This window comes from Nostoc sp., from assembly GCF_036917775.1.
GTDB lineage: Bacteria > Cyanobacteriota > Cyanobacteriia > Cyanobacteriales > Nostocaceae > Nostoc.
In genome coordinates, this window is the sequence record NZ_JBALEQ010000109.1 from 22,666 (window position 1) to 41,232 (window position 18,567).

Here is an 18,567-nt window from a genome sequence, read left to right on the forward strand (position 1 = left end):
ATTAGGCTAGTAATTTAGGGTCTACAGCAATTAATCCAATTATAATGGGCGGACAAATAGGCTTGAAACCAGCTACTACAATTTGACCACCTGCAACATTTTTTGCTTCTGCATCAGATAAATCTGACAAGGCATTTTCTTGTAGAGCTTGGTTCCGTCTTGCAACTGCATTTTCTACTAATTCTGGAATTAAATCTGTAATTTCAACTTGGTGGTTATAGTGTCTTTGCTTTCCATCCATTACCAGTTTCCTCCCGATTTGTGATTTTAGTTATAAATTAAGCTTTCAGTCCCATAGTTGCTTAATTTGTATTTATTTTAGTCAAGAAGGAAGTTATGTTGTTAACACTGATAAAGCTAAAATTACATACAAATGAATTATTTTTGTCCCTAATTGCAGCCAGTTAATTGCAGCAATCTATCATCTATATTTTTTGATGCTTTCATAGAAATGCTTAGTATCCAGTTTTTAACTATCGAGAAAATTTTATTAGTTAAGAAAATAGACTATTTATGTCATCAAAATTTCAGTAGACAGAAAACTTCTGCGATCGCTAAAAAATGGTAGCTTACGATTCCTGGTTCTTGCTGCTAATGCTTTTTGCCATCTCTAAAAGCCTAGAGACATTGGCTTCTACCGGATTGTCCAGGATTTGGAAGCCGTTTTTCTCCAACAGCTTCTTAAATCCTGGTAAGAGGCAGCCTCCAACAATCGCCCAGATTTCATCCTCTTGGTGCTTGGCATCAAGTGTCAGATTCACCACTTCCTTCAAGTATTATTCAGGTTGTAACGAGAATACAGGGTTGTACCATTGCCAAAGTCAACAGCCTAGTAATAACCCAGCTTTTGAGATTGATTTGAAGTTTGCTTCTGCCACAATTAAAGATGTTGATCTAGATTTCACTGTCACTGATAAAAAAGGTGGCAGCATTCAATGGATTAGGAGATAGATTGTTGTCATTAAAAAATTAAAGTGCGATGCCTGTGCTGGGTGTAGCCATCGTCATACTTTTCGGTTAATGTTTTTGGAGTAACTTTTAATTTTCTAACACTCTCTAGGACTACTTGATGAAAAATCCAGTTCAATTAAAAAGTTTCCTGCTTTTTTTGATAATGAGTATCGCTCTAAGCGGTTGTAGTCCAGAGAGGAGAGCAGTACTGCGACTGACGGCACTGAACTTTAAGACTCAGGCAAGTGATGCGATTGAATCTGTCAAAACTATCTATCAACTCAATCCTCTACCGCGCTCAACTGTTGAACTGCGGCGAAAACTGCTAAAAAGACTCTTAAGCGATCGCAATATAGACTTTGCAGATATAGACCAAATATCAAATATAATTGAAAATCAACTTCAGACAAATACCCAATCAAATCCTGTTAATAACGTTCTTAACGATCTCAAGCAAGAATATATCGTAGCAGGCGAGACTTTTAACAACATTGAACAAGCAGGATTATTAGGCACTGAAGCGGGTGCGGTTACTAGAGCTGCTGAACCCTCTAGGCGATTAACTGTCAAAATGCTACTTCTAGCTGAACTGATTACTCAAAATCCACCCTCACCGAAAAACCCAGACCGAGTTGTGATTCTTTTTCGGTTTAGCAAGCTCAGAACGCAATTTCAAAATGCAACTTCTGAGGCAGATAAAACACAAATATTCAATCAAGGTGAACAACTTCTAGATGAGCTACTCAGCATAAATGCAGAAGATAAAACAATGATTTGCCAAGCTACAGCTAAACTTTTGCTGACAGCCGATACAGGAGCAAAGCTTTCCCAACTAATCGAAAAATACAATGATGTCAGCTTTGATGAAGTTGTTGCAAAAATTAACACAATTTTAGGAATAGCCTCTAGTTTTGGGTCAGATATTACTGCTGTAAATGTAAGAACTAGAGAGATTCAAGCAGCAATTCAGGAAGATCCCATCCTGAACGATATATTAAACAAACAAAGACAGAATCTTCTTCCTACAACTTCTGATTTTCAACCTCTCGAATGTTCATCGTAACGAGATAATTTATAATGATTACACAAACTAGCCTCAACACAATTAAAGAACAGATCAAAAAGATTATTGATAGCATTGAGTCGATAGCAAATCTGTCTCCTGGGAAACCTATCGAACCACAAGTTTTTCAACAAGCAGAAAAAAGCCTAAGAAACATCCTTTTTCGATTACAGTTTTCACTTTTAGAAGCAGAAGAAGAAGAGAATTGGGAACTTATAGATATCCTTTCTAAAGCTATTGAGCAATGTCAGGATGCACTCAGAACAGTGACAGCAGCTCTGTTCACACAAGTTTTGATCCGTCCAGACCATGGCCAAATTATTACCGATTTGCAAAATATCAAACGAGATATTGATGCTGCAATTAAAGCAGAGAAAGTGTTGAATTTTTTGATTAGCCTTGCTCATGTGGTGATTAGATTTGCAGGAGTATGAGATTGCTTGGATTATTAAGATGAGAAAATATCAATATTGATTACTCGGTGCGATCGCTCATGTATGAGGATATACCTGGCGCTCACTAATAACCGATCTTTAACACAAGAAGCTGGAGGGTTGAATTGAGCGATCGCTCTTGTTAATCTCTGCTATTCTCAAATTAAGACTGCAACATTGCTCTAATCGTCGCAAAAACTCTAGATGATTTGTATCCAAAATCAGGGAAAATGCTCGTGCGGCTGTGTTATTCATCTCTTCAGTGACTTTGGTATTAAAGAATCCAATTGTTTCAGCAGAGTTAAAATGCCTATTGCAAAATCAGTTTTGTTACTACTTAACTTAAATGTGCCTGAACATAAGTATCAGAAAAACATAAATAAATACTAATATCTTTGATAGTTATATATGAATTAATAGTTAAATAATCTTAGGAGAAATAAAAATACCTGGATTTACATCGGCAGTGGTACTTGCTGGATAAACTGATGCAGATCCTCTCTAAACCTAGAATAGCAATCTTGTAGCTGGAATTGGCAGGCATCCTAAGTCGGTGGCTGTCCAGAAACCTTGCGCTTGAAAATGAAGGAAGCAACAATGAGTAGCAATCTCGCCATCAAACTGCGTTCTGGAACTCAACAAGCCCACACATCAGCAGAAAATGTGGGATTCATGAAATGTTTTCTACAAGGAGTGGTGGATAGAGACTGCTTTGCCAAGTTCTTAAGTAACTTGTATTACGTCTACAGCGAATTAGAAGCGGCGTTAGCTAGCCATGTAAAGCATCCTGTAATTAGTGCGGTTTACTTTCCTGAACTTAATCGTCAATCCTCACTCGAAAAAGACATGGTGTTCTATTATGGGGATAATTGGCGAGAGCAAATTACACCCTCACCCGCTACCCAAAAGTACATTGACCGCATTCGGGAAATTTCTGTTAGTGAACCAGCCTTATTGTTAGGTCATGCTTACACTCGCTACATGGGCGATCTTTCTGGGGGTCAAATGCTACAAAAAGTTGCTCAGTCAGCCCTGAAGCTTTCTGACTATGAAGGCACGTCCTTTTACAATTTTGAGCAAATTCCTGATAAAAAGGCATTTAAGGATAAGTATCGTCAGGTATTAAATGCGCTACCTATTGATGATGCAACAGCAGAACGGATTGTTGCAGAAGCTAATAATGCCTTTGGGTTTAATTTGCAGATGGCTCAAGAGTTAGAGGGAAGTCTAATTAAAGCACTCGGCCAAGTCCTGTTTAGCAGTCTAACTCGTTCACAGAATTCAGGTAGCACTGAAATAGGTGCGACTAATTAAGTTTGTCATTTGTCATTTGTGATTAGGCATCGCTTAAGGGACTTCCAGAAAATAAATTATCCCATTTTCATAGTGGCAGATTCTTTCTCCTCTGCCTCCTCTGCATACACAGCGATGGAATATTTTTTTAGTTGAAAGTCCCTAAGAATCAATCAATAGTTCTTCCTCCCGTACTCCCCACCCCCTCATTCATTGGAAAGCAACTCAATGGTTTTTCTATTACCTGGTGTCAAGTTCGATCTGGATCTGATTCAAAAATACGATACTCGCGCACCTAGATACACTAGTTACCCGCCCGCTACAGAGTTAAGCGAAACATTCACCGAAACTGATTTTAAGGCTGCGATCGCAGCATCAAATCAACGCCAAACTCCTATGAGTTTATATTTCCACATCCCCTTTTGCCAAAGTGCTTGCTACTTCTGCGGCTGCAACACAGTAATTTCCAACAACAAGAATATTGCTAAACCTTATGTGGAGTCTTTGGTTCAAGACATCAAAAACACCGCAGCTTTAATCGATCCAGACAGAAAAGTGCTGCAAATCCATTGGGGAGGCGGTACTCCTAATTACTTGGATCATCACCAAGTAGAATTTTTGTGGAAAAACATCAATCGCTATTTCAACATCGATCCACAAGCAGAAATCTCAATTGAGATTAATCCTCGCTATATCGATAAAAACTACATTTTCTTTCTCAGAGAAATTGGGTTTAACCGCATTAGTTTCGGCATTCAGGATTTTAATACCCAAGTTCAAGTAGCTGTAAATCGTGTCCAACCAGAAGAAATGCTTTTTGATGTCATGAGTTGGGTGAAAGAAGCTAAGTTTGAGAGTGTGAATGTCGACCTAATTTATGGTTTACCCTATCAAACCCGTGAGACATTTCAAGAAACGCTGAAAAAGACAATTGAATTAGATCCTGACCGAATTGTTGTCTTTAACTTTGCCTATGTTCCTTGGCTCAAACCAACGCAAAAAAATATTCCTCAAGAAGCGCTACCACCAGCCGAAGAAAAGTTAGATATTCTGAAAATGACTATTGAAGAATTAACGAGTAACCAATATTTATTTATTGGGATGGATCATTTTGCGAAAACTAATGACGAACTAGCGATCGCTCAACGTAATGGCACTCTCAAGCGCAATTTTCAGGGCTACACTACCCACGCAGAGACAGAATTGTTTGGCTTTGGTTCTACATCCATCAGTATGCTAGAAGATGCTTATGCTCAAAATCACAAGGAATTAAAAGATTATTATCAGACAATTGCATCGGGTAATTTACCTGTCAGCAAAGGTGTCAAGCTTAGTCAAAATGATATTATTAGAAGGGATGTAATCATGGGTATTATGTCTCACTTTCAGTTACACAAGGAAGATATTGAAAACAAATATCAAATCAACTTTGATGAATATTTCTCTGAGGAGCTAGAGGCATTAAAACCACTAGAAGCTGATGGTCTGGTCAGTTTATCAAAAAATCAGATCCAGATTACAGACATCGGTCGATTACTAGTCAGAAATATTGCTGTTATATTTGATAGCCACACAAAAATGCGAGAGACAAAATTCTCTCGTGCTATTTAAAACACAATACAGTTCAGATAAGACCAAAAGACTTGTAGAGACGGCGATTTATCGCGTCTCAAAAACCTAAAATTTTTGCCAGTAGCTCTTAACCCAAGCGTATTGATTTAAAACAGCCGCAAATCATTGGTGAAATTTTGCAGCCTTTAGATTCCCGATTTATTAAAAAAATTGGGGATCTAATTTTTCACCATCACATTTAATTTTTAAATAAAAATGTACAAAATTAAATTTATTAAATATTAATTTTCCAACTTGATAGATAAAAACTTTTCATACATCTCTAAAAAGTTAGATTGTGTAATTATATCTTCAGATAGATATATCAAAATTTAGATTATCGATTTTTCTAATAAATCGAAAAATATGTTATTCTCAGAAACCTCGTTATTTAACCAGTAAAGCTTAATAGAAGAATATTAGAGTTTAATATCTTATTATTTATTTAGCTGCCAAAAAGTCCTTGAGCATTTTCATGCTATAAACGCCAAATTGCAATTCCCATCTAATTTGTATGTAAACTCTTTTGTCTAACTTTTGGATTTAGCATTTATCCCATCTGGTAGAAAGAATTCTGAATCAGAGTTGATAACTTAGATACAAGTGAGATTTGAGATTGTTGAGGCAGTTATGAGTATTATTGCTTGGGTAGTTTTAGGACTTTTGGCAGGTGCGATTGCTAAAGCTATTTATCCTGGCTATCAAGGTGGTGGAATTCTCTCCACAATGATTTTAGGTATCATTGGTGCTTTCGTCGGTGGAAGTCTGTTTACTCTATTGCGAACAGGAACTCTGCAAATTACTGCGGCTGGCGCTGGTTTAACTCTTCCTGGTATTTTGGTGGCTGTGCTTGGCGCAATTGTTGCTATTTATCTATGGGGATTAATCAGAAGAAGCAGCAATGCCTAATCGCTGATTGACAGTTATCAACACTTACATGACCACTGTATTTTATTGGTCTTTTAGTTACCCAGTTTTATAAGCTATTGAACATCAGATTAGCTCTCTCTGGAACAATCCTAAAAGACCATGCAATCCCTTCTGTAACATCATAATTTTTGGAAGTGTAAATCTATGTTTTTTCACAAAAAAGAGCCTATTCATGCAGTTAACGTTAGTGAACCAAACCCTCGTTTTGCTCAATTACTTCTAGAGCAGTTTGGCGGAGCTACTGGAGAACTTAGTGCAGCATTGCAATATTGGGTGCAATCATTCCATGTTGAAAACGCTGGAATTAAAGATATGCTCCAAGACATTGCAATCGAGGAATTCAGCCATTTAGAAATGGTTGGTAAACTCATTGAAGCTCATACCAAAAATGTGGATCAAACAGAGGCTTATAAGAGTACTCTGTTTGCAGTTCGTGGGATTGGGCCTCATTTTCTAGATAGTCAGGGTAATGCTTGGACTGCAAATTACTTGAATGAAGGTGGAGATGTAGTCCGTGATTTAAGGGCTAATGTTGCAGCAGAAGCTGGCGCTCGTCAGACTTACGAAGAGTTAATCAAGTTGGCAACTGACAAAGGAACCCAAGAAACTTTAGTCCATCTGTTAACACGAGAAATTTCTCATACCCAGATGTTTATGAAAGCTCTAGATTCATTGGGTAAGTTGACAGATCCGTTCTTTGGTAATATTAAGCCAGATGAAACTGTTGCTCTTTACTACAACCTATCTACAGACGGTAATGGTAAAGACGAGCGTGGCCCTTGGAATTCTGAGCCAACATTCAAATACATTGCTAATCCCCTAGAAAGCCACTCTTAGAAGTTTGTTGAAAAGTATCTGTCTGTGATTTTGGGTACTTAATTGATCCCCAAACCCTCCCCTTTTTTAGGCTATAGGGTACACACATCTTTCTACAAAACCAAAATGTAGTAGCTCCTCCTAAATCCTCCGATAAATTGGAGGATTTTGCCCTTTAAAAAGTGTCCGGGAGGATCGAATAGCTTGTAGGGTAACTCTTAAAGATTTGTGTGTACACCGTAACCTTAAAAAGGGGGATTTTTAGGGGTCTAAAGCTTTTGATGGGGACAGATCCGCATCTAACCAAAATCTTGACTGTTCCCTATTTCCTCGACTGAAGGTTGGTGAATAACCATAATCCTGACTTCTTAAAGAAGTTGGGAGTATTAGCTACATATCTCTGCGTTATGAAAGATGGACTATATTGCACTCAAATTAAAATGGGTGTAAATCATCAGTCACACTGACGAATTCAGAGCGATCGCCTCTTCAATATCTAGTCCGACGTTTCTGAATTCAGATTCAACTCAAAATCAAAACTAAGAATTAGGAGATTAATTTGTGATTGTCAACGCTACGCCAAATGGTTGGGAAGTCATTTACCATCGTGCCCATGCTTTATTAGCAGCTCAACTGGCGGGGCAATGGCGACGTAAAGATGCGCCAGTAAGATTGTATGAAACCATCGCTGCAATTTCTCATCACGATGATTTAGAGAAAGAGTGGGAAGAAGATATTCTAACTGAAGCCGGTGCGCCAAAGGACTTCATGCTGTCCTCAAATGCCGATGTAGATGCTGAGGTACAGAAATTGGCTGATTTGGCAAAGAATGCCCTTTACCGTGGACGATGGGTAGCTCTATTAATTTCCATGCACATCAGCCGTCTAAATGAGGGAAGCCGGGGTAAGTATCCCAAACTAGACAAACTTTTGGATGAGCAACTTCAAAACCAGCAACGTTGGCGTAAGGAACTGGGTATAAAAAAGGAGGAAGTTGATGCAGCTTACGCATTTATGCAATGGTGCGATCGCCTTTCTTTGATCTTATGTCAGCAAGAACTACCTGACGATGAGCGGTTTTTAGAAATTAGCAAGGGCCCTGAAGGTGAGCGCTATGACATCATGCAGCGCAGTGATAACTTGGTTGTTGTCAAACCCTGGCCCTTCCAAGAGAATAAATTTACGGTCAACGTCGAAGCCTGCGACCTCTCCCAGGTGAAATTTGACAGCAGTGCCCAACTAACTCAAGCGTTACAACAAGCCCCCATCAAGGTACTTGAGTGGACATTCGTTAAGAGTTAGTACAGATTAGAATTTAAGAGCAATCCAGCGAATATTAGACAATTTATCTCTAAAAAAGAGCCAGAGAATTAACTCTCTGGCTCCATGCTGGAGACAAAAGAATCATCAAATTAAGGCTAACTTGGCAAGAACCTAAATTCTTCCCAGGTTATGCAGCCCTAAAACAGCGCCCACTCCTAAGATATGACCAAAGGCAGTGGTTGCTAAAAGGGCTGGTAAACCAAAACCACCAAAAAGATTCGATGAGGGTAGTGCTGGCTCTGCGTTGGGATATTTGATGGTCGATTTACCAAAGGCAATGGCAATGATATTAGCAATAATGATAATCAGTCCAACTGTCGGACTCCATTGCAGGGGTGTAGTTGCAGCAGCGAGTAAGGTTGAAGTAAACACCTGATTTGCTCCTGAAATTTATTAATGATTGAAAATATAATCTGAAACTTTTCGAAGCAAATTCAATAAGTTACCCGATTTTGCATCAATATTTAACAGTTATTATAACTACTTAATACAACTTGAGTTCAACGTGGAGAGTTAACTGTGCTAGCTGCTTTTAACTTCAATGTCAGAAGCAAGTATTGCGTTAGTCATAAATTATACCTAATTCTCAGATGCCAAGGAGAATTAATAGAGGTTTATCTATAGTCAGCAAATGTTAATCCCACTTTTAATGTTGTAAAAATAACATATAGTATTGTCAGTTAGCTACTTAGCTACACTCATAGATACTTGTCAATTTTACACCCCAAAATTAAGACTGTACTTAACTTCGGGGTCAATTTTTAAGTCGGGTAGTTGCTTACATTTACCAGAAAAATCAAAAATCTTATTCCCTTGTGGGTGGGATTTTTGGCATGGTGAATATAACTTCTAACTCCTAATTTCTGCTGTCAATTTGTCAAATTCAGGTTAAGTATTTATCAAGAAAGGCAGAGGGCAGAAGGCAGAAGGGAATACTGCCTCCTCCCTCTGCCTGCGACCGTTCGCGCAGCGTCTCGCAGAGAAGGGAGCAAGAGTATAAAATCCCACCGTCTATACGGTGCTTACAATTGGTTGGAGTCTGAATCCCCATCCAATTGTTCTTTCTGCCCTCTAACTTCTGCCTTCTTCAATTAATTAGATAGGCATAAAAAAGACTGAAAAACTATAACTTTTATCTATCAAAAGTATGAAATATGAGGTATAGATTTTCCTCTATCTAAAGAAATTAAATATAAATACTTAACCTAAAACTATACTTCTGACAGAAGATGTAAAAAAATATTAGGTATATTAAATTAAAATGAATATTAATCAAAGTTTCTCAACAATTCAAGTGAGTGTGTTATACACGAACTTGAAACAGCCTAGAGCTTTGTTAAAATCAGCAACACACAAACTATGAACTCTACCACCGAAAAACGTATCGCCTTGATTTCCGTCCACGGAGACCCGGCGATTGAAATAGGGAAAGAAGAAGCTGGGGGACAAAATGTTTATGTGCGCCAAGTGGGTGAAGCACTAGCGCAGCTGGGATGGCAAGTTGATATGTTTACCCGCAAAGTAAGTCTGGAGCAAGACTTGATTGTTGAACATGGGGACAATTGTCGAACTATTCGTTTAAAAGCTGGGCCCCTTGAGTTTGTGCCGCGAGATGAAATTTTTGAATATTTGCCAGAATTTGTGGATAATTTCCTCAAATTCCAGGTAAAAAATGAGATTAAATATGAGTTAGTTCATACTAACTATTGGCTCTCTAGTTGGGTGGGGATGCAGTTAAAGAAAATCCAACAGAGTAAACAGGTTCACACCTACCACTCATTAGGAGCAGTCAAGTACAACACGATAGAAAATATTCCTCTGATTGCTAGTCAGAGATTAGCAGTAGAAAAACAAGTGTTGGAAACAGCAGAGCGAATTGTGGCGACAAGTCCGCAAGAACAGGAACACATGCGATCGCTAGTTTCCACTGAAGGCAATATCGATATCATTCCCTGCGGTACAGATATTCAACGCTTTGGTTCCATTGGGCGAGAAGCAGCTAGGGCTGAACTGGAAATTGCCAAAGATGCCAAAGTTGTATTATATGTAGGGCGGTTTGACCAACGCAAAGGTATAGAAACCCTAGTGCGTGCAGTTAACGAGTCTCAACTACGCGACTCGAAGAATCTCAAGCTAATTATTGGCGGTGGTAGTACTCCAGGTAACAGCGACGGCATTGAGCGCGATCGCATTGAGCAAATCGTCCACGAATTAGGAATCACTGACTTGACCATCTTTGCTGGTCGTCTCAGTCAAGATATTTTACCAACTTATTACGCAGCTGCCGATGTCTGCGTTGTTCCTAGTCACTATGAACCCTTTGGACTCGTAGCGATCGAAGCGATGGCAAGCGGTACGCCAGTTGTGGCTAGTGATGTCGGTGGACTTCAGTTTACTGTAGTTAATGAACAAACTGGTTTATTAGCACCACCACAAGATGTAGGTGCTTTTGCGTCTGCTATTGACCGAATTCTCTTTGATCCAGAGTGGCGAGACGAATTGGGTAAAGCTGGCAGAAAGCGTACTGAAAACAAATTTAGTTGGCATGGTGTTGCAACTCAGTTGAGTGAACTTTACACCCAATTGTTAGAACCATCAGCAAAAGAACCTGCATTGGTTGCTAAATAGTGTTTCAAGCAACTTAATCCACTTCAGATAAAATCATTTGACATACCGATAAATTCTGTAGAGAGACGCAAAATTTTGCGTCTCTATATTTGTTAGGGAGCAATTGGGGGATCTCTACCCTACATTATTAGAGATGATGGAAGTATACTGAGCATCGACCTTTGAACGCGAACGGCTATGCAACCAGTTGACTTCACCACCCTTACAGCTACTTGTAGCGAACTACGCGCTAACTGGCTGCCCTCGCGGACAGAACAGGTTTATCAGCGCGATCGCTATACTATTGCCATAGCACTACGCACCCTGAAACAGCGTGATTGGCTACAGATTTCTTGGCATCCCCAAGCTGCACATATTTGTATTGGCGATCCGCCACCGCGATCGCCAGATACCTTTACTTTTAGCCAACAATTAATACACCAATTGGGTGGTTTGGCATTGGTGGGTATTGAAGCGATCGCACCTTGGGAGCGTGTTATCGATTTGCAATTTGCCCGTCGTCCCGGAGAAAGCGCCCTGTATCATGTCTATGCAGAAATTATGGGCAAATATAGCAACGTTATTCTCACCGACGCTAACAATATAATTATCACCGCAGCTCATCAAGTCAGTCAGCAACAATCTAGTGTCCGTCCCATCCAAACCGGACAACCTTATGAAACACCACCAAAACTGACTGGAACTGTCCCCAGTTTGAGCGAATCTCAAGAACGTTGGCAAGAACGGGTAAGTTTAGTACCAGGAGCAATCAAGCGGCAATTACTGAAAAGTTATAGTGGCTTGAGTGCAGCATTGCTGGAGTTAATGCTGTTAGAAGCAAATATCGCACCAGAAACATCTACCGATACTCTCAACCCTGACGATTGGCGAAGGTTGTTTGAGCGTTGGCAAGAATGGCTGCAAGCTTTGGATTCCAAGAAATTTCAACCCGCTTGGACAAAAGATGGTTACACCGTAATGGGTTGGGGTGTAGTTGAAAAAGTCAAAGACATCCAAGAGTTGCTCAACCGTTACTACAGTAACGAAATTGACCAACAGTTATTTTCTCAATTGCGCCATCAGTTGAGTCAGAAATTAAATAATATTCTGGTGAAATTACGCAACAAGGCTCAAACCTTTAAAACGCGCTTACAGCAATCAGATCAAGCCGACGAGTATCGACAAAAAGCTGATTTATTGATGGCTCATCTGCAAAACTGGCAACCAGGGATGAAAGAAATTATCCTTGCTGATTTTGATACAAATTTGCCAGTAGCGATCGCTCTCCAGCCAGATAAAAATGCTGTCCAAAATGCCCAAAGTCTTTACAAACAGCACCAAAAACTCAAACGCGCTCGTGCTGCCGTGGAACCCTTATTATTGGAAGTGCAGACAGAAATTGAGTATTTAGAACAAGTAGAAGCTGCGATCGGCCAAATAGACACCTACGAAACATCAGAAGATTTACGAGCTTTAGAAGAAATCCGTGAAGAGTTGATTGGGCAAAAGTATCTAGAAGATCCAGAATATCGCAGTCGCAGTGCAAATGAACCTCCTAGCACCAACTTTCATCATTACCTTACCCCCAGTGGCTTTGAAGTATTAATCGGTCGCAATAATCGCCAAAATGACCAATTAACCTTTCGTGTAGCTGGGGATTATGACTTGTGGTTCCACGCTCAAGAAATTCCAGGGAGTCATCTGCTACTACGTCTAGAACCCGGTGCTGTGGCAGAAGAAGCTGATTTGCAATTTGTCGCTAATCTTGCTGCATACTACAGTCGTGCGCGTCAGAGTGAGCAAGTGCCAGTAGTTTACACCCAGCCAAAACACGTTTACAAACCCAAAGGAGCAAAACCGGGAATTGCGATTTACAAGCAGGAGAGCATCCTTTGGGGAAAACCACAAATAGTCATTAGTCACTAGTCACTTGTACTGAGTTTCGACTGCGCGGAAATCGAGCGTTCGCGTAGCGTCTCGTAGAGAAGTCGAGATTCAACTACCGCGTAGTCGTAAAGCCTGCGGCATAACTACGCTTAGGGCGCAGCCTTTGGTAGAGAAGTATTGGTCAATTCTTTTCTGCTTCCTCTACCTCTGGTTTTGTCAGTCTATACCCTGCGTTCTGCTGAATTCTTCTAATAGATAGAGGGATTTAAGCTTTGCTAATATCTTTTTTTGATGAATATTCCTGAAAAATCTGTGTTGACTGTTACAATATTGTTAAGAAAAGTTGCCCGTTGCATTTTGGGAACGCGCAATTGGGTTTTAACTCTCTTGAGAAGACAACGCAAAAAAAATATTTTATAGACCAGCTGTGGGAGGCTGGTCTTTTTGTATTTAATACAGCACTTTGAGTATTTTTTGAGCATTTATAGGTCAATACGCTTGGGTTAGCCCAAAACCCTTAAACTGTGTAGGTTGGCTTGAGGAACGTAGCTTGCTTCCCGTTCGCGTAGCGTCTCAAAAGGAGAATATTTACACCACTTTTGTATCTAAAGGTATCCAAAAACGTCCAAAAATGGCATAAAGACTAGAATATTTATCCTCTATTTTTCAGGGATTAGAAACCAAAAAACCCTTGATATCGTTAGATATCAAGGGTTTTTTGATGATGCCAGGAACCGGACTTGAACCGGTGACACGAGGATTTTCAGTCCTCTGCTCTACCAACTGAGCTATCCCGGCTGGGGCTTTTGTGAGCCACGATTAATAAATGTAGCAAACATCCCAAAATATAGCAAGCCTTTGGAGAAAAAAGATTTATGCAGCTTTCAAATTCAACTTAAACCAGATGAAAACGGCTACAAATAGCAGGAATTGTACAAGAACAATACTCGGGCCAGAAGCAAGGTTGAAAATACCAGAGACAATGATGCCAGCAATGCTGCTGATGGAACCAACTATCACCGATATGACTAGAAAGCGGCTAAAGTGGTGACTCATCAATTTGGCGGTGGAGGCGGGAATAACCAAAAAGGCGTTCACCAGCAAAACGCCGACAGCTTTAATTGCTACGGCAACGGCGAGTGAAAGCAAAACCACAAATACATAGCGGTACAATTGAACGGGAACGCCTTGGACTTGTGCGACATCAGGGTTAAGGGTTAATAAAATTTGCTGTCGCAAGGTTGATAGTAAAAATATGCTACCTCCCACAAGTACTAACAGCGTCAAAATCAAATCTGTGGTATCGATCGCTAGAATATCTCCGAACAGCACAGCCATCAAGTTACCGCGATATCCTTTAATCAAGCTAGTGAGAATCACACCGATCGCTAATGCCCCAGATAGCACTATGCTAAGGACGCTATCGCTACCTAAATCGGTTTTGTCGATGAAGTAGAGGACAATAACCCCGAAAACCAAGGTAAAAGGTAACAGCATCCAAGTCGGATTTATTTGTAGCAGCACACCTAACGCCACACCTACTAATGCTGCATGACCAACGGCATGGCTGAAAAAGGACAACTGGCGCAAGGTGACAAAACTACCCAACATCCCGCCAAGTATTCCCATTAACACAGCACCGACGATCGCACGCTGCATAAAGGGGAATGTTAACAAGCTTACCAAGTCATTACTACTGGCGATCGCAAGCCAAGCTATCTGACAATCATTGAAGAAATCCATATTTATAAGCTTTAATGTTGGTGCTGGTAACGGCTAAAACCTGGGCCGTATGTGGCTAACAGGTTTTGCGGTGAAAGGGCAATTTCTGGTTTACCAGTACAAACAATGCTTTGGTTGAGGCAAAGCACGCGATCGCAATGGCGATTTACCATATCAATATCATGGGAAACTTGTAATACCGTCCAACCCTCCTCTCGCTTTAATTCATTTAGCAAAGCGTAAAAATCTGCTGAACCTTGCACATCAACACCAGCAAAGGCTTCATCAAGTACCAACAGTTTTCGAGGCATTACTAAACAATAAGCCAACAACACCCGCTTGAGTTGACCACCGCTAAGAGTACCAATAGCTTGATGCTGTAAATGATAAGCATCGGTTCGCCGTAAAGCTTCTACTACTGCTGCCGATTTTTCTCTGTCTTGTTTCCACAGCTTGGAGAAAAATAAATCTCCCTTTTTTCCTTCCTTTGCCCATCCCAGTCCCACCAATTCGCTAACAGAAATAGGAAAGCTGCGGTCAAAGATGAAATTTTGCGGCATATAGCCCAACAAATGACGCAAACGCCCCAGCCTTGCGATTGGGCGACCGAATATTTCAATCGTACCAGCACTTCGAGGTATCAAATCTAAAACCGCTTTTACTAAGGTACTTTTACCAGCACCATTGGGGCCAACAATAGCTGTATCTGTTCCTGGCAATAATTCAAAGGAAACGTCTCGAACAGCTAAATAACTACCTTGATAGACAGTTAATCCTTCTACTTTTAAAATAGCAATGTCATTAGTCATTGGTCATTAGTCATTAGTCATTGGTCATTAGTCATTAGTCATTAGTCATTGGTCATTGGTCATTAGTCATTGGTCATTGGTCATTAATCATTGGTCATTAGTTTTTACAAAGGACAAATGACAAAAGACAAACCTATTTACACGAGGTCTCCAAGATTTGTAAGTTAGCTTTCATTGCCTTGAAATAATACTGTGGATTTGTTTCACCAGTTTCTAGGGAATCCAGAGGACGCAAAGTTAATTTCAAGTCTTTGGAGAGGCTACTTAGGAGTTTGTTATCTACTCCTGGTTCACTAAATAAAGCTTTAACTTTGTACTTTTTAACAGCATTGACTGCATTTTGTACATCAGTTGGTGAAAGTTGATCTTCGGGAATTTGCACCACAGCAATTTGCTTGAGATTATAGCGTTTTGCCAAATAGGGAAACGCATCATGAAAGGTAATAAAGGTACAACTAGGAGTTTTTTGTAAAGTCTGTTGAAATTCATTATTTAAACTTTCTAATTCTTTAATATAAACCGCAGCATTTGCCTCATAAGTAGGTTTATTTGCCGGGTCAGCAGCAATTAACCCATCCCGAATATTAGTTACCTGTTGTTTTGCCAAAACTGGATCTAACCAAACATGAGGATTACCTTGGGCGTGTTCGTGGTCTTCTTTCGCTGTTTTTACAACAGGTGAAATTTCATTTAAGGGTTTAATACCAATACTTGCATCAATTTCGGCTAGTTTGGTATTTTCGGCATTTTTAACAGTATTTTTCAGAAACTCCTCTAAACCTAAACCATTTTTTACTAACACATTCGCAGTTGCGATCGCTTTGACATTTTCGGGTGTCGCTTGATATTCATGTACCTCCGTACCAGGCGGCACTAAAATTTCTACATCTGCCACATTCCCAGCTACTGCCTTAGTAAACAAATATATCGGCAAAAATGTCGTCACTACTTTAGTTTTTCCTAACTGCGCTACTGGGGTGGATACAGCTACCTGTGCTTGCGGTGACTGTTCAGGTATTGTTCCCTGATTCGGATTCGATTGGCTACAGCCAGCAATCATCGACAACATTAGTAGAGTCATTATGGACAAGATGCCGCTTCTTTGTCTTCCTATGATCAGCCCTTTGCCATTGATTATCACGGTGTTTTCCTCCTCAAAATGGATGGAAGTCTATAAGACTTATTCTAAACTTTAGACTATAATAATTCTCATTCTCATTCCCAACACATAATATCATTCTCAGTTTCCTGTGTAATGAGTAACAACAAAACTTTGTCAGATGGTACAGTCCTCTGCAATTTAGTTTTCCCTGAATAATTAGGATTTCTTGACTTTTTTTCTTAAAAAGGTTGTCGATTTCTGATAATATTACTGACAAATATTTGCATGAAATACACGTTAAAAAAACGTGCTTTGGGTGTGAATTGGAGATCAGTGTGAGGAGAAAAATGCAAAATTTCTGTAAATATCTGCTAGTTAGTCCAGCAGTCTGCTGTGCAATGCTATTTGTGAATACTGCTGCTTTTGCAGGTGAAACATCCGCTACGTCTGAAATCAATAAACCGCAAGTTTTAGCTAGTCCAGACACAAACACTCAGATAACAGGGCAAGTTACTTCCGTATCTCAATTTTCTGATGTACAACCTACTGACTGGGCATTCCAAGCATTGCAGTCGTTGGTTGAGCGCTATGGCTGTATTGCAGGATACCCAAATAGTACTTATCGCGGTAATCGCGCATTAACGCGATATGAGTTTGCTGCTGGTTTAAATGCTTGTCTCGATCGCGTTAACGAACTTATCGCTACAGCCACAGGCGATTTAGTTAACAAACAAGATTTAGCAACATTACAAAAGCTGCAAGCAGATTTTTCAGCAGAACTGGCGACACTCCGAGGTCGTGTAGATGCAGTAGAAGCTAAAACTGCTGAATTAGAGGCGAATCAGTTTTCAACCACAACCAAACTGCAAGGACAAGTTGTTGCTGTCGTTAGCGATGTTTTGTCAGGAAATACAGTTAACGGTGCAGAAATTACAGATAAAAATACAACTTTAGGGGCACGAGCGCGAATAGAACTTGTGACCAGTTTTACTGGGAAAGATACGTTGTTTACCAGAATCCAGGTTAATAATATTCTTACCCCTGACATTGGTACACCAGAAGGCAATTTATTTTTTGCTGGTGAGGATGGTACTACTGATGCTGCTATAGACGCACTGTTCTACAGATTTCCGTTGGGCGAAAAAACAGAGGTTGTTGCGATCGCTAACGCAGGTGCAGCAGATGATATTACCAGTACTGTTAATCTCTTTGATGGTGATGGTGCTTTTGGTGCTTTATCCACCTTTGGTACACGCAACCCCATTTATGGCCAAATGAATGGTGCGGGGTTGGGAGTAACGCACGAGTTCAGTGATAAATTGGCACTGAGTTTAGGGTATTTGAGTGGTACAGCTAATGACCCTACACCCAATAATGGTTTGTTTAATGGATCTTACGGTGCGTTGGCACAGTTGACAGTTAAACCAAGCGATCGCATTACTATTGGTTTAACTTACATTAATTCTTACAACCAACCACTACTTACAGGTAGCAATGCAGCAACTCTCGCGCCCTTGGATTTAGATGACAATGGCACCCGATTTTCCAGTAATTCTTATGGTGTCCAAGCATCCATCGGCATCACCGATAAGATAGTCTTGGGTGGTTGGGCTGGATACACCAACAGCCGCACATTAAATGGCGATCGTGGAGAAGTTGATATTTGGAACTATGCCGTTACCCTCGGCTTCCCTGACCTCGGTAAAGAAGGAAGTTTAGCTGGTATTATTGCCGGTGTGGAACCTAGATTAACAAGTTCTAATATCGCAGGATTAGATACAGATCCCGATACATCCTATCATCTTGAGGCGTTCTACCAGTATAAGCTGAGTGACAATATCACCATTACGCCAGGAGTCATCTGGCTAACATCCCCTGATCATAACAATAACAACGATGATGTTGTGATTGGCGCACTGAGAACCACATTTAGTTTCTAATTTTAAAGATTCCCAAAAAAGACGTAAATTTATCTTTTGCGTCTTTTTTGTGCAATCTCAAAAATAAAACCTAATACAG

At 40.1% G+C, this 18,567-nt stretch carries 16 protein-coding genes, 1 tRNA gene and 1 pseudogene; 10 read left to right on the forward strand and 8 right to left on the reverse strand.

The window, feature by feature from the left end:
* Window position 1: 1 nt before the first annotated feature.
* Together V7K69_RS21965 and V7K69_RS21970 are read right to left on the reverse strand one after the other, a co-directional pair.
* Window positions 2–241, reverse strand: coding sequence for a hypothetical protein (locus tag V7K69_RS21965; protein WP_335038205.1), 240 nt, complete (start codon window positions 239–241; stop codon window positions 2–4).
* Between the two features lie 328 nt (window positions 242–569).
* Window positions 570–776 (reverse strand): annotated as a pseudogene (locus V7K69_RS21970) (hypothetical protein); the annotation flags it as partial.
* A 338-nt stretch (window positions 777–1,114) separates the two neighbouring features.
* Here V7K69_RS21970 and V7K69_RS21975 point away from each other — a divergent pair.
* Both V7K69_RS21975 and V7K69_RS21980 read left to right on the forward strand, forming a co-directional pair.
* A complete protein-coding gene (locus V7K69_RS21975; RefSeq protein WP_335038207.1) occupies window positions 1,115–2,014 on the forward strand; it encodes a hypothetical protein in 900 nt (299 codons plus the stop codon).
* Window positions 2,015–2,028: 14 nt separating this feature from the next.
* Entirely contained in the window at window positions 2,029–2,448 is a 420-nt protein-coding gene (locus V7K69_RS21980) for a hypothetical protein (protein WP_335038209.1), read from the forward strand.
* A gap of 99 nt (window positions 2,449–2,547) precedes the next feature.
* Here the strand turns inward: V7K69_RS21980 and V7K69_RS21985 are convergent, their stop codons facing one another.
* Complete coding sequence (locus V7K69_RS21985) at window positions 2,548–2,703, reverse strand: hypothetical protein (protein ID WP_335038211.1); 156 nt, start codon at window positions 2,701–2,703, stop codon at window positions 2,548–2,550.
* Between the two features lie 342 nt (window positions 2,704–3,045).
* Here V7K69_RS21985 and V7K69_RS21990 point away from each other — a divergent pair, with 342 nt between their 5' ends.
* The 5 genes from V7K69_RS21990 (at window position 3,046) to V7K69_RS22010 (ending at window position 8,400) form a co-directional block, all read left to right on the forward strand.
* Window positions 3,046–3,762, forward strand: coding sequence for a biliverdin-producing heme oxygenase (locus V7K69_RS21990; protein ID WP_335038213.1), 717 nt, complete (start codon window positions 3,046–3,048; stop codon window positions 3,760–3,762).
* A gap of 207 nt (window positions 3,763–3,969) precedes the next feature.
* Window positions 3,970–5,352, forward strand: a complete 1,383-nt coding sequence (gene hemN, locus V7K69_RS21995; protein ID WP_335038216.1) for an oxygen-independent coproporphyrinogen III oxidase — start codon at window positions 3,970–3,972, stop codon at window positions 5,350–5,352.
* 630 nt (window positions 5,353–5,982) lie between these two features.
* On the forward strand, window positions 5,983–6,261 hold the full coding sequence (locus tag V7K69_RS22000; protein WP_114083921.1) for a GlsB/YeaQ/YmgE family stress response membrane protein: 279 nt from the start codon (window positions 5,983–5,985) through the stop codon (window positions 6,259–6,261).
* 165 nt (window positions 6,262–6,426) lie between these two features.
* Entirely contained in the window at window positions 6,427–7,119 is a 693-nt protein-coding gene (locus V7K69_RS22005; RefSeq protein ID WP_335038219.1) for a manganese catalase family protein, read from the forward strand.
* A gap of 540 nt (window positions 7,120–7,659) precedes the next feature.
* Window positions 7,660–8,400, forward strand: a complete 741-nt coding sequence (locus V7K69_RS22010; RefSeq protein ID WP_335038221.1) for a DUF3891 family protein — start codon at window positions 7,660–7,662, stop codon at window positions 8,398–8,400.
* A 132-nt stretch (window positions 8,401–8,532) separates the two neighbouring features.
* On the opposite strand, the gene psaK is transcribed toward V7K69_RS22010, so the two are convergent.
* The gene (gene psaK, locus V7K69_RS22015; RefSeq protein ID WP_012410900.1) at window positions 8,533–8,793 is read right to left on the reverse strand and encodes a photosystem I reaction center subunit PsaK; all 261 of its coding nucleotides are present in this window, start codon (window positions 8,791–8,793) and stop codon (window positions 8,533–8,535) included.
* A 987-nt stretch (window positions 8,794–9,780) separates the two neighbouring features.
* Between psaK and V7K69_RS22020 the strand changes: the two genes are divergently transcribed.
* Window positions 9,781–11,049 carry a glycosyltransferase family 4 protein gene (locus V7K69_RS22020; protein WP_335038224.1) on the forward strand — a complete coding sequence of 423 codons (1,269 nt, stop codon included), beginning with the start codon at window positions 9,781–9,783 and terminating at the stop codon, window positions 11,047–11,049.
* Window positions 11,050–11,226: 177 nt separating this feature from the next.
* A complete protein-coding gene (locus V7K69_RS22025; RefSeq protein WP_335038226.1) occupies window positions 11,227–12,954 on the forward strand; it encodes an Rqc2 family fibronectin-binding protein in 1,728 nt (575 codons plus the stop codon).
* Window positions 12,955–13,640: 686 nt separating this feature from the next.
* Here V7K69_RS22025 and V7K69_RS22030 read toward each other — a convergent pair.
* From V7K69_RS22030 to V7K69_RS22045, 4 genes are all read right to left on the reverse strand, one after another.
* Window positions 13,641–13,713: transfer RNA gene (locus V7K69_RS22030), tRNA-Phe, on the reverse strand.
* Between the two features lie 75 nt (window positions 13,714–13,788).
* Window positions 13,789–14,658: a metal ABC transporter permease gene (locus V7K69_RS22035; RefSeq protein WP_335038228.1), complete on the reverse strand. Its 870-nt coding sequence runs from the start codon at window positions 14,656–14,658 to the stop codon at window positions 13,789–13,791.
* An 11-nt stretch (window positions 14,659–14,669) separates the two neighbouring features.
* Window positions 14,670–15,446: a metal ABC transporter ATP-binding protein gene (locus V7K69_RS22040; RefSeq protein ID WP_114085699.1), complete on the reverse strand. Its 777-nt coding sequence runs from the start codon at window positions 15,444–15,446 to the stop codon at window positions 14,670–14,672.
* 133 nt (window positions 15,447–15,579) lie between these two features.
* A complete protein-coding gene (locus tag V7K69_RS22045) occupies window positions 15,580–16,527 on the reverse strand; it encodes a metal ABC transporter substrate-binding protein (protein WP_335038232.1) in 948 nt (315 codons plus the stop codon).
* A gap of 368 nt (window positions 16,528–16,895) precedes the next feature.
* Here V7K69_RS22045 and V7K69_RS22050 point away from each other — a divergent pair, with 368 nt between their 5' ends.
* Window positions 16,896–18,488 (forward strand): iron uptake porin, encoded by a 1,593-nt coding sequence (locus V7K69_RS22050; protein ID WP_335038234.1) that lies wholly within the window; start codon window positions 16,896–16,898, stop codon window positions 18,486–18,488.
* Window positions 18,489–18,567: the final 79 nt, after the last annotated feature.

Coding starts and splice junctions, on each gene's coding strand:
- V7K69_RS21965 (WP_335038205.1), bottom strand. CDS start 241: ATGGATGGAAAGCAAAGACACTATAACCACCAAGTTGAAATTACAGAT.
- V7K69_RS21975 (WP_335038207.1), top strand. CDS start 1,115: ATGAGTATCGCTCTAAGCGGTTGTAGTCCAGAGAGGAGAGCAGTACTG.
- V7K69_RS21980 (WP_335038209.1), top strand. CDS start 2,029: ATGATTACACAAACTAGCCTCAACACAATTAAAGAACAGATCAAAAAG.
- V7K69_RS21985 (WP_335038211.1), bottom strand. CDS start 2,703: ATGAATAACACAGCCGCACGAGCATTTTCCCTGATTTTGGATACAAAT.
- V7K69_RS21990 (WP_335038213.1), top strand. CDS start 3,046: ATGAGTAGCAATCTCGCCATCAAACTGCGTTCTGGAACTCAACAAGCC.
- hemN (WP_335038216.1), top strand. CDS start 3,970: ATGGTTTTTCTATTACCTGGTGTCAAGTTCGATCTGGATCTGATTCAA.
- V7K69_RS22000 (WP_114083921.1), top strand. CDS start 5,983: ATGAGTATTATTGCTTGGGTAGTTTTAGGACTTTTGGCAGGTGCGATT.
- V7K69_RS22005 (WP_335038219.1), top strand. CDS start 6,427: ATGTTTTTTCACAAAAAAGAGCCTATTCATGCAGTTAACGTTAGTGAA.
- V7K69_RS22020 (WP_335038224.1), top strand. CDS start 9,781: ATGAACTCTACCACCGAAAAACGTATCGCCTTGATTTCCGTCCACGGA.
- V7K69_RS22025 (WP_335038226.1), top strand. CDS start 11,227: ATGCAACCAGTTGACTTCACCACCCTTACAGCTACTTGTAGCGAACTA.
- V7K69_RS22035 (WP_335038228.1), bottom strand. CDS start 14,658: ATGGATTTCTTCAATGATTGTCAGATAGCTTGGCTTGCGATCGCCAGT.
- V7K69_RS22040 (WP_114085699.1), bottom strand. CDS start 15,446: ATGACTAATGACATTGCTATTTTAAAAGTAGAAGGATTAACTGTCTAT.
- V7K69_RS22045 (WP_335038232.1), bottom strand. CDS start 16,527: ATGACTCTACTAATGTTGTCGATGATTGCTGGCTGTAGCCAATCGAAT.
- V7K69_RS22050 (WP_335038234.1), top strand. CDS start 16,896: ATGCAAAATTTCTGTAAATATCTGCTAGTTAGTCCAGCAGTCTGCTGT.